This window comes from Methylocystis rosea SV97, assembly GCF_000372845.1.
GTDB classification, from domain to species: Bacteria; Pseudomonadota; Alphaproteobacteria; order Rhizobiales; family Beijerinckiaceae; genus Methylocystis; species Methylocystis rosea.
This window is the reverse complement of the sequence record NZ_KB889963.1, coordinates 1,518,914-1,534,698: the sequence shown is the minus strand read 5'-3', so window position 1 is coordinate 1,534,698 and position 15,785 is coordinate 1,518,914. Positions and strand designations below refer to the sequence as shown.

Genomic DNA, 15,785 nt, shown 5'->3' with positions numbered 1-15,785 from the left:
GGTGCGCAACGTGGCGGCTCTCTCTAAGTGCGGCGCTCCTTGGAAACCGCCAGCAGCCAAACGAACGCCGCTCGGAGAAATGCATTTTGCAGCGCGAAATGAAATTGACTAAAATCAGAAAAATATTCTCCGGCGGCTCTCCGTCGTGAAACCACCTTAACAAGAGTTCATCACGGGGAAGCTTGCCTCCCAATTAAGGCGGAGCCATATTCAGCGCGAGGCTGGGAGCGCTTTCTCTATCGCGAAGCGCGGAACGGCCAAACAGACTAAGAGGATCACATGTCCAACTTCGACCGCAACACCAGCTTCGGCTACGGGCGCGGGGTCGCGCGGCCGACCACGGCTGAGATCGACCAGGGCCTGCGCAGCTATATGCTTGGCGTCTATAATTATATGACGCTGGGCTTGGCCGTGACCGGGCTCGTCGCGCTCGGCGTTTATATGCTCGCCGTCGCCAGGGTGGCGCCCGGCGCGATTGAACTGACGTCCTTCGGCCACACGCTCTACGCCACACCGCTGCGCTGGGTGGTGATTCTGTCGCCGCTGGCGTTCATTTTCTTCTTGGGCGCGCGCGCGAACACCATTTCGGCGGCGACGGCCCGCAATCTTTTCATCGCCTTCGCGGCGGTGATGGGATTGTCGATGTCCTCGCTTCTGCTCGTCTTCACGGGCGTATCGGTCGCGCGGGTCTTCTTCATTACCGCGGCGGCGTTCGGCGGGCTGAGCCTTTACGGCTACATGACGCAGCGGGACCTGTCGGCCTTCGGCTCCTTCCTGGTGATGGGCGTCTGGGGGCTCGTGATCGCCGGCCTCGTCAACCTGTTCCTGCAGTCGACCGGCCTGCAGTTCGCGTTGTCGATCATCGCGGTGTTGGTGTTCGCCGGCCTGACGGCCTGGGACACGCAGAACATCAAGGACATGTATTACAGCAGCGACAGCTATGAAGTCGCGCAGAAGAAGAGCGTTTTTGGCGCGCTCTCGCTCTATCTGGACTTCATCAACATGTTCCAGTCGCTGCTGTTCCTGTTCGGCCAGCGCAACAACTAAACGGGCGCCCGCCCGAGAAAAGCCCCGCTTCGGCGGGGCTTCTTCTTGCGTAAGCCTTTGCGGTCCGGCCCGCCCTGTGGCAGACGCGCCGAGCGACCCAACGAGGAGCCTTAATGGCGGATGTGACATTCCCGGCCGCTGCGGCGGCGGGACTACTGTCTTTTCTCTCCCCCTGCGTCCTGCCTCTCGTGCCGCCCTACCTGACCTATCTCGCGGGCGTCAGCATGGAGGATCTCGAACTTGAGACGCGCTCCGCCGCGCGGCGCGACATTCTGCTGTCGTCAATTCTGTTCGTCCTTGGCTTTACGACGGTCTTCGTCGCGCTTGGCGCGACGGCCAGCGCCTTCGGCGGCGTGCTGCGCGCCAATATGCATATTCTGTCCTGGGTCGCGGGCGGCATCATCATTTTGATGGGCCTGCACTTCATCGGGCTTCTGAAAGTCGACCTGCTGTATCGCGAGAAGCGCGCCGAGATCGCCAAGCCCATGGGGCTTTTCGGCTCTTATGTCATGGGGCTTGCCTTCGCTTTCGGCTGGACGCCCTGCATCGGGCCGATCCTCGCCGCCATTCTCGCCGTCGCGGGGACACAGGAGACGGTGCCGCTCGGCGCCGCTCTGCTCGCAACCTATTCGCTCGGCCTCGGTCTGCCTTTCATCGGGGCCGGCTTGGCGCTCGGCCGCTTCCTCGCCTTCGTTGCGCGTTTCCGCCGGCATTTCGGAAAAGTCGAAAAGATCGTCGGCGTGCTGCTCGTCTTCACCGGCATCGCATTTCTCACGGGCGGCGTGCAGGAGATGTCCTATTGGCTACTGGAACTGTTTCCTGGCCTCGCCAGGCTCGGATAGGCGGCGCGCAAAACCCGCTGTACGACGAGCACCGGCTGCCGGAGATCGACCGGCTGCGCGGCCTCGTCATGGTCCTCATGGCGCTCGACCACATGCGCGACTTCTTCGACGCGGACGTCATGCGCTTCTCGCCAACCGATCTCGATCACACCTATCCGTTTCTATTCTTCACGCGCTTCATCACACATTTCTGCGCGCCGACCTTCACCGTTCTCGCCGGAGTGAGCGCCTATCTCTATGGCGTGAAGGTGAGGGACCCTGTCGCGCTTTCGAAATTTCTGGCCGCGCGCGGCGTATGGCTCATCTTGCTCGACGCCGCCGTCATAAGCCCGATCTGGAGCATGGGCTGGGGCCGAATCGAGCTGTCGACGCTTTGGGCGATCGGCTGCAGCCTCGTGGCGCTCGCCGCCCTCTCGCGCCTGTCGCCGCGAATTGTGCTGCTTATCGGCGTCGCAATCATCTTCGGTCATAATCTCCTCGATGGGATTCATGCCGCCGACCTCGGCGCGTTCGGACCCTGGTGGTCTCTGCTGCATGAGCCCGGCAAACTGCCCTTTGATGTGCAGGGCGGCGTCCTCTATCCGGCGCTTCCTTGGATCGGCGTCGGCGCGCTGGGTTACGGACTCGGGCCGCTGTTCCTCAAGCCGGCGAGACTGCGCGACCGCACGCTTTATCTTGCTGGCGGCGCGGCGCTGGCGCTTTTTGTCGTGCTGCGCTTCTCCAATCTCTACGGCGATCCGCGCCCTTGGAGCGTGCAGCGTGACTCCGTCTTCACCCTGCTCTCCTTTCTCAACGTCACGAAATATCCGCCCTCGCTGCTCTATCTTCTGGTGACGCTTGGCGGCGCGGCGTTGACGCTGCCCGCGCTGGCGCGCGCCGGAAAAAGAATCGGCGACGCGCTGACGGTCTTCGGCCGCACGCCGTTGTTCTTTTATGTCCTGCATCTTTACGTCGGCGCCCTCGCGGCGCTGGCGCTCACCTTCGCGCGCGGCTATTCCCTGGAGGACGTCGCAGCCTGGGCAAAGAGCGGGGGGCCGCCGCCGGAATTCGGCGTTGGGCTCGCGGGCGCTTACGTCGCGTGGATATTGATTGTTTTGGCGCTGTACCCGCTGTGCCGCTGGTTTGCGGAGGTGAAGCGTCGACGCCGCGATCTCTGGTGGCTGACGTATTTATGACGACGCGGCGTCAAATTGACGCATCGCGTCGCCATTAAGGTTTCGGCGTAAGCCGCCTTGGTGGTCGCGCAGCGCGCTTGTATAGAGGAACCCGACCGAAGAGCGCCGGTTCCCGCTCATATCAGGTCTTACGCCAGAAGGCGGGAAAAAACGGAATGCTTGAAAAGCTGGTCGCCTTTTGTCTCCGCTGGCCCTGGACAGTGGTTTTGCTCACTCTCTGCCTGACGGCGGGGGGCGTTTATGTCACCGCTGAGCGGTTCGCCATCGATACTGACACCGGAAATCTTTTCTCGCCAGATATCCCTTGGCGCAAGAATGAAGCGGCGCTCTACAAAGCCTTCCCGGACCTCCTCGACGTCATCGTCATCGTCATCGACGGCAAAACCAGCGAAGAGGCCGACGACGCCGCGAAGCGGCTCAACGCGGCGCTGCAGGACAAGCCTCTCCTGTCGCGCGTATGGCGCCCGGACGAGCACGAATATTTCCGCAAGAACGGCCTGCTGTTCCTGCCGGTCTCCGACATCGAAAAAAATGTCGGCGTGATGATCGGTCAGCGCGACGTTCTCCAACCGCTCGCCGAAGATCCAAGTTTGCGCGGCCTGGCGAGCGTGCTCGTCGGCAACTTCAAGTCCGCTTCCGGCAGCGACCGCGCGATGAAAATGTACATCAGCGGCGTCGAGGAGTTTTCCGCCGGGATTGAGCAGGCGCTCGCTGGAAAGCAGGCGGAGGTCGACTGGGGCAAGCTGCTGGCGTCAGGCGGCAGCGCGCCCGCCGCGCCTGAAATGGACAAGCGACGCATCGTGATCGCCAAGCCGGTCGTCAATTATTCCGACCTTGAGCCGGGCGCCGACGCGATCAGGCTGGTGCGACAGACGGCGGCCGACCTACATCTCGACGAACAACACGGAGTCAAGCTGCGCTTGACGGGTCAGGTGCCGCTCGCGGACGACGAATTCGCCACCATCTCGGAAAACATGACCCTGAACACGGTTGGCACGCTCGCCGTGGTGACGCTCATTCTGTTCGCCGCGCTGCGTTCGCCAAAGCTCATTCTCGCCGTCCTCGCCACCCTGCTCGCAGGTCTCGCCATGACGTCGGGGCTTGGGATCTTGATGATCGGCCGCTTCAACCTGATCTCGGTCGCTTTCGCCGCGCTGTTCATCGGACTTGGAGTCGACTTCGGAATCCAGTTTGCGACACGCTATCGCGAAGAACGGCACAGCGACGACCATCTCGAACGCTCGCTGCTTTCCGCGACTCGGGGCATCGGCAGCTCGCTGACGCTCGCCGCGGTGTCGCTGCTCGCGGGCTTCTTCTGTTTTCTGCCGACCTCGTTCAGCGGCGTGTCGGAGCTCGGACTCATCGCCGGCGTCGGCATGATCGTCGCCTATATCGCGACCCTGACGTTCCTGCCGGCGGCGATCAAATTGCTGCGCCCGCGCGCGGAGCATGTGCCGATCGCGACCACGTCGCTCGCCGCCGTTGACCATTGGATCGCGCATCATCGCGCCTTCGTGCTGATCGCCACGGCGATCGTCGTGCTCGCCGGCATGCCGGCGCTGATGCATCTGACCTTCGACTCCAATCCGATGAATCTGCGCGATCAGAAGGTGGAATCGGTCGCGACGTTTCTCGATCTCTCCAAGGACCCCAAGACGGCGCCGAACAAGATCGAGGTGCTCGCGCCCTCGATCGAAGCCGCGCGCGAACTGGAAAAGAAGATCGATGCGCTGCCTGAAGTCGATCACGTCGACTCGATCGACTCATTGGTCCCCAAGGACCAGGACGACAAGCTCGCCCTCGTCGACATGGCGGTTTCGCAATTACGCGGCGTGCTGAATCCCAAGCTGAAATCGCCGCCAAGCGACGCCCAGACCGTCAAGGCGCTGACGGACGCCGCCAAGGCGCTGCGCCGCGCGACGGCGAAGAAGCCCATCCCGGCCGTGACGCGCTTCGCCGACGACCTCGACGCGCTCGCCAAGGCGAGCCCGGAGACGCGCGCGGCGGCGCGCCAGGCGGTGTTCGGCGGCTTCGACAAGATGCTCGGTGAAATCCGTCAGGCGCTACAAGCGCAGCGCGTGACGGTCGACACGCTGCCCCAGGATTTGCGTCGCGACTGGATTTCCGACACCGGCGTGGTGCGCGTCGAGGTGACGCCCAAAGGCGACAGCAACGACCGCGTCGTCATGACCGAATTCGCTCAAGCGATGCAAGCAATCGCGCCGGACGCGAGCGGTCCGCCGGTGATCGTGTCGGAAGCGCAAAAAACTATTACGCGCGCGTTTCTCGAAGCTGGACTCTACGCCTTTATCGCGATCTTCATCATCTTGGCGGTGGCGCTGCGCAATCCGCTCGACGTCGCCTTGACGCTGGGCCCGCTGGTTCTCGCCGGCATCATGAGCCTTCAGGCCGCAGACTTACTTGGCATGTCGCTTAATTTCGCCAACATCATCGCGCTGCCGCTGATGTTCGGCGTCGGCGTCGCCTTCCACATCTATTATGTCATCGCTTGGCGAAAGGGCGTCGTCGACATGTTGGCGTCGAGCCTGACTCGCGCCATCTTTTTCAGTTCTCTAACGACGGGCACCGCATTTGGCAGCTTGATCCTGTCGAGCCATCCCGGAACCGCGAGCATGGGCCAACTTCTCGCCATTGCGCTGTTCTTCACATTGCTCGCCGCCTTCATTATCGTGCCGGCGTTTCTTGGCCCGCCGCGCGCCCCCCCGAGGGATGCGGGGGACGTGGCTTGACGGAGTCGGCGTTCCGCCGTTCGCTACTTTGAGCGAATCGTATTCATTGCAACCGAACAGAGGTCCCGCGTCATGAGAAAAGCATTTCTACGCATCGCGATGGCGACGGCCCTCTGCGCCCCCACGGCGGCGTACGCCGCCGACGGCGTTTACGGCGTCTGGGTTCGCGAAGGACATCCGAACGACAAGCTGGAATTCTACGACTGCTCGGGCAAGCTTTGCGCCAAGGGAATCGAGGCGATGCCCGATGGCTCGCCGGCCCCTCAGGTTCTGCGCAACGCCGCAAAAACAACGCCCAACCACTGGGAGGGCGAGATCAATGATCCCGAAAGCGGCAAGACCTACATCGGCAAGATCGCGCTTGATTCGCCAACGACGCTGACGATGACCGGCTGCCTCGTCTCCTTCCTGTGCCAAAGCGAGACCTGGACGAAAATTTCCGGCCCGACCAAGCCGGCGGCCGACGCCAAGCCCGCCGGACAGCCTGCCGCCAAAACGGCCGCGCCCGCGCCGGACACGAAGGAGCCTGCTGCGGCGAAACCCACCGCCCACGAACCGGCGGCCAAGGAGACGGCGAAGCCCGCGGCCAAGGCGGCGAAACCGGCGAAAGGCAAGACGACAGCCCCTCCAGCCGCAACGGAATAGCGGCCCGTTGCGGCGCGCGGCAGGCGGTCCTTACAGATACGTAACTTGACCGTCGCAGCGCGCCGCGCGAGCTTAGACTTCACAGCTTTTCGCGCGTTGACGGCCATCGCGCGCCTCCCCGCCGCCGCTCCGAGGCCCGCAACTCGCTGCTCGTTTAGTCTTCGGACGAGCGAAAGCGAGCCGCAGAGACGAGCGAGAAGCCTTCCCGGCGCCTTCGCCGGCGCTTAAGGAAGGGGATGCTCGCGGCCGTTCCCGCGATCCTTCCGGAGACGTCTGCTACTTGACCGCGCCCGCTCCGTCTCGCTCTTTTCGACCAGCGCTGGCGGCCGCCGCGACGCTCGCGGCGGCGCTCGCGGGCTGTGATCTCGAATGGGACAAGCCCGATCTCTCGGCCCCGCCGCCCGCGCAATTTCGGGAAGCGAAGCCGCAGCCACAGCCCCCCATCGCCGGCGGCCGGGATTTCGCCGCCAAATTCGGTTCGAAGGAACTGACCCAACTCGTGGAGCGTGCGCTCGACGACAACCAGGATATCGCAGCCGCGATCGCCCGCATCACTCAGGCCGACGCTCAAGCGCGGGTCTCGAGCGCTGCGCTGTTTCCAACCGTTAACATGACCGATATCGCTCGCTCCACGCGCGTTCCCGGCACGACGATCAACGTGGGCTCTTCAAGCACCGGCTTCAATCCTTCGACGTCGAGCACCGGATCGCAGCAAGGCTTCGACGCGCGGACCTTCGGCTTCTTCCAGCTTGCGCTTACGGCGAGCTACGAGGTGGATTTTTGGGGTAAGAATGAGAACGCCTCAAAAGCCGCGCGCATACTCGCCAATGTCTCGCGCTTCGATCGCAATGTTGTTGAAATCTCGACCGTCGCGGCCGTGCTGAACGCCTATTTCCAGGTGCTCACGGCGCAGGACCGTCTGCGCATCGCCAATCAGAACGTCGCGATCGCGCAGGGCGTCATGGACGCTATCAACGCGCGGCTTGAAGCCGGGACGGCGACCGTCCTCGACACCTCGCAGCAGGAAACGATACTGGCTCAACAGCGCGCGACGATCCCGCCGCTCGAACAGACCTTGCGCCAGACGCGCAACAACCTCGCCGTATTGCTGGGACAGACCCCCGAAAGCATGACTGTAAAGGGCGGCTCTCTCGTAAAGCTCAAGTTTCCGCTGATTGCGCCAGGGCTGCCCTCTGAAGTGCTGCTGCGCCGCCCAGACGTCGCCGAAGCGGAAGCGCGCCTCGCATCCCAGGAATTTTCGGTGCTGCAGGCGCGGGCGGCTTTTTTTCCGTCCCTGACTCTGACGGGGCTGTATGGTTTCCAGAGTTCGATGCTGTCGACGCTCATTATGAGGCCGGACGCGATCGCCTGGCAGGTCGCCGGCTCGCTCACGCAGCCCGTGTTCGACGGCTGGAACCTGCAGGGCCAATATGACCTGCAGAAAGGCCGATATTCCGAATTAGCGGCGCTTTATCGCAAGCAGATTCTAACCGCTCTGTCGGATACTGAGAACGCGCTGATTGCAATACGCGAAACGGACCGCCAGATGAAGCTCCTGGGCGTCGCCGTCTCCGCGGCTCGACGCGCATTGGACGCCGTAGAGATGCGTCTGCGGGAAGGGACAATCGATATCGTGCAGCTGGCGCAGACGCAGACGACGTATTTCCAGACGGAGGATCAGCTCGCGATCGCGCGACTCTCCCACTTCCAGGCGGCCACGAGCCTGTATCAGGCGCTCGGCGGCGGCTGGTCGCCGACGACTCGCGAAATCGAGATCACGCGCTCCAACGCCGCCTATGAGGCCGACAGAGGACCTTGGCCATGAGCCGCATCAGCCGAAGGGTGCTGCTTGCGGTCGGCGCGCTCGCGCTCGCCGGCGCCCTTGCGTGGGCGTATCAGACGGGCAGGCTTCCTGGCTTCGCCGCCAAGGACCAGGGCCCGGTCGCCGGGCGTTCCGGCGGCGGGCGCAGCGAAGGGACCGTCACCGTCACCGCCACGAAGGCGCGTCTCGACGACGTGCCCGTGACCATTGACGCCGTCGGCACGGTACAGGCGCTGAACACGGTGACGATCCGCACGCAGGTGGACGGGAGGCTGATGCGCCTCGCCTTCACGGAGGGACAGGACGTCCGCAAAGGCGACATTTTGGCCGAAATTGATCCGGCGCTGTATCAAGCGCAGTATGATCAGGCGGTGGCCAAAAGAGCGCAGGACGAAGCTAATCTCGCCAACGCTCGCGTCGATCTCGCGCGCTACGAAAGACTTCTCGTCGGCGCCTACGCCTCGAAGCAGCAACACGCCACTCAAAAGGCGTCCGTCGCCCAGCTTGAAGCGCTGGTGCGCGCCGACAAAGCGGCGATCGACAACGCCAAAACCACGCTGGACTATGCGACGATCCGTTCGCCGATTGACGGGCGCGTCGGCATCCGCCTCGTCGACGTCGGCAATATCCTGCACGCCTCCGACCAGACCGGCATTGTCGTCATCACGCAACTGAAGCCGATCTATGTTGTGTTCACCTTGCCTCAGCAGGCGTTGCCAGCGGTGCAGAAGGCTCAAGGAAAGGCCAAGGTTTCGGCGCTTGGTCCGGACAACGCCACGCCGATCGAAATCGGCGAGCTGACCGTCATCGACAATCAGATCGACCAGCAGACAGGCACGGTGCGTTTGAAAGCGACCTTCGCCAATCCGAACCTGGCGCTCTGGCCCGGCCAGTTCGTCAATGTGCGGCTGATTCTCGACACGATGAAGAACGTCCTCGTTGCGCCGAGTCAGGCTGTGCAGCGCGGGCCGAGCGGCGCCTTCGTCTATGTCGTGGGGCCCGATAACGTCGCCACGATGCGCCCGGTGACGACAGGCCGGCAAGATGAGACGATCGCCGTTGTCACTTCGGGGCTCGAGCCCAGCGACGTCTTGATCACAAGCGGCTTTTCGCGGCTGTCGGATGGCGCGAAAGTGCGCGTCATGAATGCGCCGGAAACCGCCAACGCCGAAAAAAACGACCCTGGCGCCGAAGACCGGCGCAGCGCGCCCAGCGAAGCGCCTGCGCCTGCGATGCGAGGTAATCGAACAAGAAGATGAACGTTTCGGCGCCCTTCATCCATCGGCCGGTGGCGACGTCGCTCTTGGCGTTCGCCGTGCTGCTGTTTGGCGTGATGGGCTATCTGCGGCTTCCCGTCTCGCCGTTGCCGCAGGTCGACTTTCCCACGATCCAGGTGACGACGCAGCTTCCGGGCGCCAACCCTGACACAATCGCCTCACTGGTGACAGCGTCGCTCGAACGGCAGTTTGGCCAGATTCCGTCCCTGACCAGCATGTCGTCGCAAAGCTCGTTCGGGCTTTCGCAGATCACGCTGCAGTTCGACCTTGATCGCGACATCGACGCGGCCGCGCAAGACATTCAAGCGGCGATCAACGCGGCCGCCTCGACGCTGCCCCGCAACCTTCCCTATCCGCCGGTCTACGCCAAGGTGAACCCCGCCGATACCCCGGTCCTGACGCTGACGCTGCGCTCGAAGACCGCCACGCTGCGCGATTTGAGCGATCGGGCCGACACCTTGATCGCGCCGCAGCTCTCGCAGGTCACAGGCGTCGGGCGCGTGTCGGTGCAGGGCGGCGTCCGCCCCGCCGTGCGCATCCAGGCCGATCTCGGCCGGCTCGCCGCCAATCGCATCGGCATGGAGGAGCTGCGCCTCGCCATCGCCGCGGCGAACGTCGCCGGCGCCAAGGGTTCGCTCGACGGCAGGCGGCAGTCCTATACCCTCGACGCCAACGACCAGATTCTGCGCGCTAGTCAATACAATGACATCATCGTCACGTGGCGCAATGGCGCGCCGGTGGCGCTTCGCGACGTTGCGCAGGTGGTCGATGGGCTCGAGAACTCGCGCGTCGGCGGCTGGCACAATGGCGAGCAGACGGTCGTTCTCGACGTGCTGCGACAGCCCGGCGCCAATATCATCAATACCGTCGAGTTGGTGAAGAAGGAGCTGCCGCAAATTCAGCGGGCGCTTCCCGCTGGCATGTCTCTTGAGATCGTCAATGACCGGACCGTGACGATCCGGGCCTCGATTTTCGAGGTTCAGCTGACGCTCGTCATCGCCGCGGCGCTCGTCGTGCTCGTCGTGTTGATGTTTCTGCGCAGCTGGCGGGCGACGATCATCGCCGGCGTCAGCCTGCCGCTCTCGATCATCGCCACCTTCTCGATCATGTGGGCGGCGGGCTTCTCGCTCGACAATCTGTCGCTGATGGCGCTGACCATCGGCACCGGTTTCATCGTCGACGACGCGATCGTGATGATCGAGAACATCGTGCGCAATATTGAGGAAGGCAAAGCGCCGCGTCAGGCCGCGCTCGACGGGGCGCGCCAAATCAGCTTCACGGTCGTATCGCTCACCGTCTCGCTTATCGCCGTCTTTATACCGCTGCTGTTCATGACCGGCATTGTCGGGCGGATGTTCAGCGAATTCGCGCTGACCTTGACGATCGCCGTCGTCGTCTCGGCGGTGATCTCGCTGACCCTGACGCCGATGCTCTGCGCGGTCCTGCTGCGTCTTGCGCCGCCGCGGGGCCCCTCCCGCTTGGAGACGCTTTCGCTTGCGCTCGACCGCGGTTATTACGTGTCGCTCGACTGGGCGCTCAAGCGCGAGAAGCTCATGCTCGCGATCACCGTCGCGACTCTCGCGCTCACCGTCGCGCTCTATGTTGTGATTCCCAAAGGCTTCCTGCCGCGGCAGGACACCGGCGTGCTGTCGGTGGTTCTTGAGGCCTCAGCGGACGCGTCCTTCGACAAAATGACGGCGCTGCAGGCGAAGATATCCGAGGAGTTCCGCCGAGACCCGGACGTCAGGGCGGTGACGTCCGTGCTCGGCGTCGGGCCGCTCAATGCGACGACCAATGTGGCGCGGCTCACCGTGATGCTGCGCCCGCATAGCGAGCGCCACGAGAATGCTGAAAAGATTGCGGACCGGCTGAAGGCCGCAGGGCAAAAACTCCCTGGCGTCGCGCTGTACGTCCAGCCGGTGCAAGACATCCAGATCACGACGCGGCCGAGCCGGTCTCAGTATCAGTATACGCTGACCTCCCCCGACCGCGAGGAATTGCTGACCTGGTCGAATCGATTGCTCGACAGCCTGCGCGAGACCCCAGGGTTGCGCAATGTCGCCGCCGAAACGCAGGACGGCGGCCTGCGCACGCTTATGCGCATCGACCGGGAGAAGATGGGGCGGCTCGGCATCACCGCGCAGATGGTCGATGACGTGCTCAACGACGCCTTCGGACAGCGGCAGATCTCGACAATCTACACGCAATCGAACCAGTACCGCGTCATTCTCGAAGCCGCCGCGCAATATCAACGCGACCCGTCGGCTCTGGAAAAGCTCTATGTCGCGCCGCTTGGCGGCGGACCGCAGACGCCGCTTGCGAGCTTCGTGAGGCTGGAGAACCTCTCGGCGCCGCTGACCGTCGCGCATGAGGACCAATTTCCGGCGTCGACGATCAGCTTCGATCTTGCGGATGGCTATGCGCTTGGCGATGCGGTGAAAATGATCGCCAAAGCCGAGGCCGCGATCGGCATGCCGTCGTCGATCCTCGGCGTATTCAGCGCCGACGCCGCCGAATTCAACAAGTCGCTGGCGAGCGAGCCCTGGCTCATACTTGCGGCGGTCGTGTCGATCTATGTCGTGCTCGGCGTTCTCTACGAGAGCTTCGCCCATCCTTTCACCGTTTTGACGACTCTGCCCTCGGCGGGCGTCGGCGCATTGGTCGCGCTTCTGTTATTTCGAATTGAGATGTCCATCGTCGCGCTGATCGGCGTCGTTCTGCTGATGGGCATCGTCAAGAAGAATGCGATCATGATGATCGACTTCGCGCTGGACGCCGAGCGCGACGACGGACTCTCGGCGCGTGACGCGATCGTGCGCGCCTGCCATCTGCGCTTCCGTCCCATCATGATGACGACGCTTGCCGCGCTCTTTGGCGCGCTGCCGCTCGCGCTCTCGCATGGGCCGGGCAGCGAGTTGCGCATTCCGCTAGGCGTCGCGATCATCGGCGGCCTGCTGCTCTCACAGGCGCTGACGCTGTACACGACGCCGGTCATCTATCTCGCCGTCGAGCGGCTGCGCGTGCGGCTTTCGCCGCCGGCCGAGCCGCCGGTCGCCGAGAAGGAGTTTGAGCCGGTCGGCGAACTGCCGAAGCCGCCGACCCGGGAGGCCGCCGAGTGAATGTCTCCGCGCCCTTCATCAGGCGGCCGGTCGCGACGACGCTGCTCGCCAGCGCGCTCTTCCTCGTCGGCGCCGTCGCTTATTTTTTCCTGCCGGTGGCGAGCCTGCCCGCGGTGGATTTTCCGATTATCGGCATTTCCGCGCTGCGGCCCGGCGCCGATCCGCAAACCATGGCGGCGTCCGTCGCGGCGCCGCTCGAACGGCGCCTGTCCAGCATCGCCGGCCTAAACGAGCTGACATCGGCGAATTCGCTTGGCTCGACGCAGATCATCGCGCAATTCGACATATCACGGCCGCTGGACGCGGCGGCGCGCGACGTTCAGGCGGCGATCAACGCCTCCATCACCGATCTTCCCTCAGATCTGCCGATGGCGCCCGTCTATCGAAAGGCGAGCCAGTCGAGCATGCCCGTGCTCGTGCTGGCGATGACCTCCGACACATTGCCGACGAGCGCGATTTTCGATGCGGCCGATTCCGTGATCGCGCAGCGGATTTCCCAGATCCCAGGCGTCGCCGAGGCGCGCCTCGCGGGCGCCGAGCAGCCGGCGATCCGCGTCCAGGTCGATAGCGCGCGTCTCGCCGCCATGGGGCTTGGCGTCGACGCCGTCGCCAACGCGCTCAACGCCGCCAACGCGCATTCCGCCGTAGGGGCGCTCGGCGGCAATACGCGGGAGATCACGCTCGCGACTACCGATCAGCTGTCGACGCCCGAAGACTATCGCAACATCGTCATCGCAGCGCGCGGCGGGGTGGTGGTCAAGCTCGGCGACGTCGCCACGGTCGAGCTCGGCGTCAAAAACCGCAACGCCGCCGGCTGGTTCAATGGCAAGCCGGCCGTTCTTCTTATCGTCACCAAGCAGCCAAACGCCAATGTGATCGAGACGGTCGATCAGATCAAAGCGATGATGCCGCAATTTCAGGAGTGGATCCCGAGCGGCGTCAAGATCGATGTGCTTGCCGACCGCACCCAGACCATTCGCGCCAGCATTCACGACATTCAGCGGACGCTGGCGATCTCCGTCTTTCTGGTGATGATGGTCGTCTATGTGTTTTTGCGCCGCGCGACGCCCGTCATCGCCGCCGGCATCACCGTGCCTCTCTCTCTGGTCGGCACCTGCGCCGCGATGTGGGTTGCGGGCTTCTCGATCGACAATCTGTCGCTGATGGCGCTGACGATCTCGGTCGGCTTCGTCGTCGACGACGCCATTGTCATGATCGAAAATATTCAAAGCAACGCCGAGCGCGGTCTCAGTCGCATCGAGGCGGCGCTGGTCGGCTCCAAGCAGATCGGCTTCACCGTCGTTTCAATCAGCCTGTCGCTCGTCGCCGTCTTCATTCCGCTTCTTTTCATGGAAGGCGTGATGGGCCGGCTGCTGCGCGAATTTTCCTGGACGCTGACCTTCGCCATTGCGATCTCGACGGTCGTCTCCCTGACCGTGACGCCGATGGTCTGCGCGCGCCTGCCGGCGCCTCGGGAAAGGGCGCCTTCGCGCTTCGACCGGCTTATCGAAGGCAGTCTCGATCGTATTGTCGATCTTTACGCGCGCAGCCTGCGGCCGGTGATCAATCATCCATGGGCCACGCTGTTCGTCGTGATCCTCTCGATCGGCTGGACGGTGCGTCTCTACCAGACGATCCCCAAGGGCAGCCTGCCGCAAGACGACATTGGTCTGATCAATGGAACGACCGAGGCGGCGGGCGACGTGTCTTTCACGGAGATGGCGCGTTTGCAGCGGCTCGCCTCCGACGTGCTGGTCGCCGATCCCGACGTCGCCAATGTCGGCTCATTCATCGGCGCCAGCAGCCTGACCGCCTCGACGAATCAAGGCCGGCTGTTCGTCGCCTTGAAGCCGGCAGACGAACGGCGCGCATCGAGCAAAGAGGTGATCGCGCGCCTGCGCGGCGAATTCGCGAAAATTCCGGGCCTCAGCGTGTTCATGGTGCCGTCTCAGGATCTGCGAACGGGCGGAAGGCTGAGCAAGTCGCAATATCAGTTCACGCTGTCGAGTCCGTCGATCGAAATTCTCGAGACGTGGCGCGACAAGGTGCTGGAGCGCCTGAAGCAGGCGCCCGAGCTCATCGACGTGGCCTCCGATCAGGAGCGCGGCGGGCTGCGCGCCAAGGTCGTCATCGATCGCAACGCCGCCTCGCGAATGAATGTGCAGATCGCCGCAATCGACGCGGCGCTGAACAGCGCTTTCGGCCAGAGACAAGATGCAATCGTCTATACCCAGCGCAACCAGTACCGCGTGATCTATGAGACGCCGCTCGAACGTCAGCGGGACATTCGCGACCTCGCCGGCATTTATGTCTCCTCTGTAACCGGCCAGCAGATTCCGCTCACCGCGATGGCCCATATCGAGCGCAGCTCGATGCCTCTTGTCGTTCATCATCAGGGCGTCGTGCCGGCGACGACCATCTCCTACAATGTCGCGCCAGGCTACAGTCTCGACGCCACCGTCGCGGCGATCGAATTGGCGATCGCCGAACTCAATCCGCCGGGCGGCCTGCGCGCCGAATTCGCCGGCGACGTCGCGGATTTCCGCAAGGTGGCGGCGGGAATGGCGGTGCTGATCCTCGCCGCTCTGCTTTCGGTGTACATTATTCTTGGCATTCTTTACGAAAGCCTCGTCCATCCGATCACGATCATCTCGACGCTGCCCTCGGCAGGCCTGGGCGCGCTGCTGTCGCTCGAACTATTCAACGTCGAATTCACCATCATCGCTTTCATCGGCATTTTGCTGCTGATCGGCATCGTCAAGAAGAACGGCATCATGCTCGTCGACTTTGCCTTGCAGGCGGAGCGCGACAGCGGCATGTCCGTGCATGACGCCGCGCTCGCTGCGGCGCGCGAACGCTTCCGTCCAATTCTCATGACGACGCTTGCGGCGACCTTCGGCGCGCTGCCGCTGGCTTTTGCCACCGGGATCGGCGCCGAGCTGCGACGCCCGCTTGGCATCACCATCATCGGCGGATTGCTGCTCAGCCAGGCGCTGACGCTCTACACGACGCCGGTGATCTATCTGTTGATGAGCAAGCTTCGGCGCGAGAAGCCGGCCGCGCCCGCGCAAGCGCGGGTCACGCCCTTAAAGGTCAGTGGAGCTTAGC

At 63.6% G+C, this 15,785-nt stretch carries 9 protein-coding genes; all 9 read left to right on the top strand.

The features are described 5' to 3' along the window. The first annotated feature begins 279 nt into the window (after positions 1–279). The 9 genes from A3OO_RS0108040 to A3OO_RS0108000 all read left to right on the top strand — a co-directional run bounded on the left by A3OO_RS0108040 (position 280) and on the right by A3OO_RS0108000 (position 15,784). Positions 280–1,047, top strand: a complete 768-nt coding sequence (locus A3OO_RS0108040; RefSeq protein WP_018407322.1) for a Bax inhibitor-1/YccA family protein — start codon at positions 280–282, stop codon at positions 1,045–1,047. A 113-nt stretch (positions 1,048–1,160) separates the two neighbouring features. Then, entirely contained in the window at positions 1,161–1,889 is a 729-nt protein-coding gene (locus A3OO_RS0108035) for a cytochrome c biogenesis CcdA family protein (protein ID WP_018407321.1), read from the top strand. Continuing rightward, positions 1,847–3,064: an acetyltransferase domain-containing protein gene (locus A3OO_RS0108030; RefSeq protein ID WP_245257133.1), complete on the top strand. Its 1,218-nt coding sequence runs from the start codon at positions 1,847–1,849 to the stop codon at positions 3,062–3,064. The genes A3OO_RS0108035 and A3OO_RS0108030 overlap by 43 nt, the downstream gene beginning before the upstream one ends. Positions 3,065–3,219: 155 nt before the next feature. Further along, the gene (locus A3OO_RS0108025) at positions 3,220–5,814 is read left to right on the top strand and encodes an MMPL family transporter (RefSeq protein WP_018407319.1); all 2,595 of its coding nucleotides are present in this window, start codon (positions 3,220–3,222) and stop codon (positions 5,812–5,814) included. Positions 5,815–5,886: 72 nt separating this feature from the next. Continuing rightward, positions 5,887–6,459: a DUF2147 domain-containing protein gene (locus A3OO_RS0108020; RefSeq protein ID WP_040573384.1), complete on the top strand. Its 573-nt coding sequence runs from the start codon at positions 5,887–5,889 to the stop codon at positions 6,457–6,459. Between the two features lie 280 nt (positions 6,460–6,739). Next, entirely contained in the window at positions 6,740–8,284 is a 1,545-nt protein-coding gene (locus A3OO_RS0108015) for an efflux transporter outer membrane subunit (RefSeq protein ID WP_018407317.1), read from the top strand. Next, positions 8,281–9,540 (top strand): efflux RND transporter periplasmic adaptor subunit, encoded by a 1,260-nt coding sequence (locus tag A3OO_RS0108010; RefSeq protein ID WP_018407316.1) that lies wholly within the window; start codon positions 8,281–8,283, stop codon positions 9,538–9,540. Before A3OO_RS0108015 ends, A3OO_RS0108010 begins: the two co-directional genes overlap by 4 nt. Continuing rightward, entirely contained in the window at positions 9,537–12,677 is a 3,141-nt protein-coding gene (locus tag A3OO_RS0108005) for an efflux RND transporter permease subunit (protein ID WP_018407315.1), read from the top strand. The genes A3OO_RS0108010 and A3OO_RS0108005 overlap by 4 nt, the downstream gene beginning before the upstream one ends. Then, the gene (locus A3OO_RS0108000; protein WP_018407314.1) at positions 12,674–15,784 is read left to right on the top strand and encodes an efflux RND transporter permease subunit; all 3,111 of its coding nucleotides are present in this window, start codon (positions 12,674–12,676) and stop codon (positions 15,782–15,784) included. Before A3OO_RS0108005 ends, A3OO_RS0108000 begins: the two co-directional genes overlap by 4 nt. Position 15,785 lies beyond the last annotated feature (1 nt).

Coding starts and splice junctions, on each gene's coding strand:
- A3OO_RS0108040 (WP_018407322.1), top strand. CDS start 280: ATGTCCAACTTCGACCGCAACACCAGCTTCGGCTACGGGCGCGGGGTC.
- A3OO_RS0108035 (WP_018407321.1), top strand. CDS start 1,161: ATGGCGGATGTGACATTCCCGGCCGCTGCGGCGGCGGGACTACTGTCT.
- A3OO_RS0108025 (WP_018407319.1), top strand. CDS start 3,220: ATGCTTGAAAAGCTGGTCGCCTTTTGTCTCCGCTGGCCCTGGACAGTG.
- A3OO_RS0108020 (WP_040573384.1), top strand. CDS start 5,887: ATGAGAAAAGCATTTCTACGCATCGCGATGGCGACGGCCCTCTGCGCC.
- A3OO_RS0108010 (WP_018407316.1), top strand. CDS start 8,281: ATGAGCCGCATCAGCCGAAGGGTGCTGCTTGCGGTCGGCGCGCTCGCG.
- A3OO_RS0108005 (WP_018407315.1), top strand. CDS start 9,537: ATGAACGTTTCGGCGCCCTTCATCCATCGGCCGGTGGCGACGTCGCTC.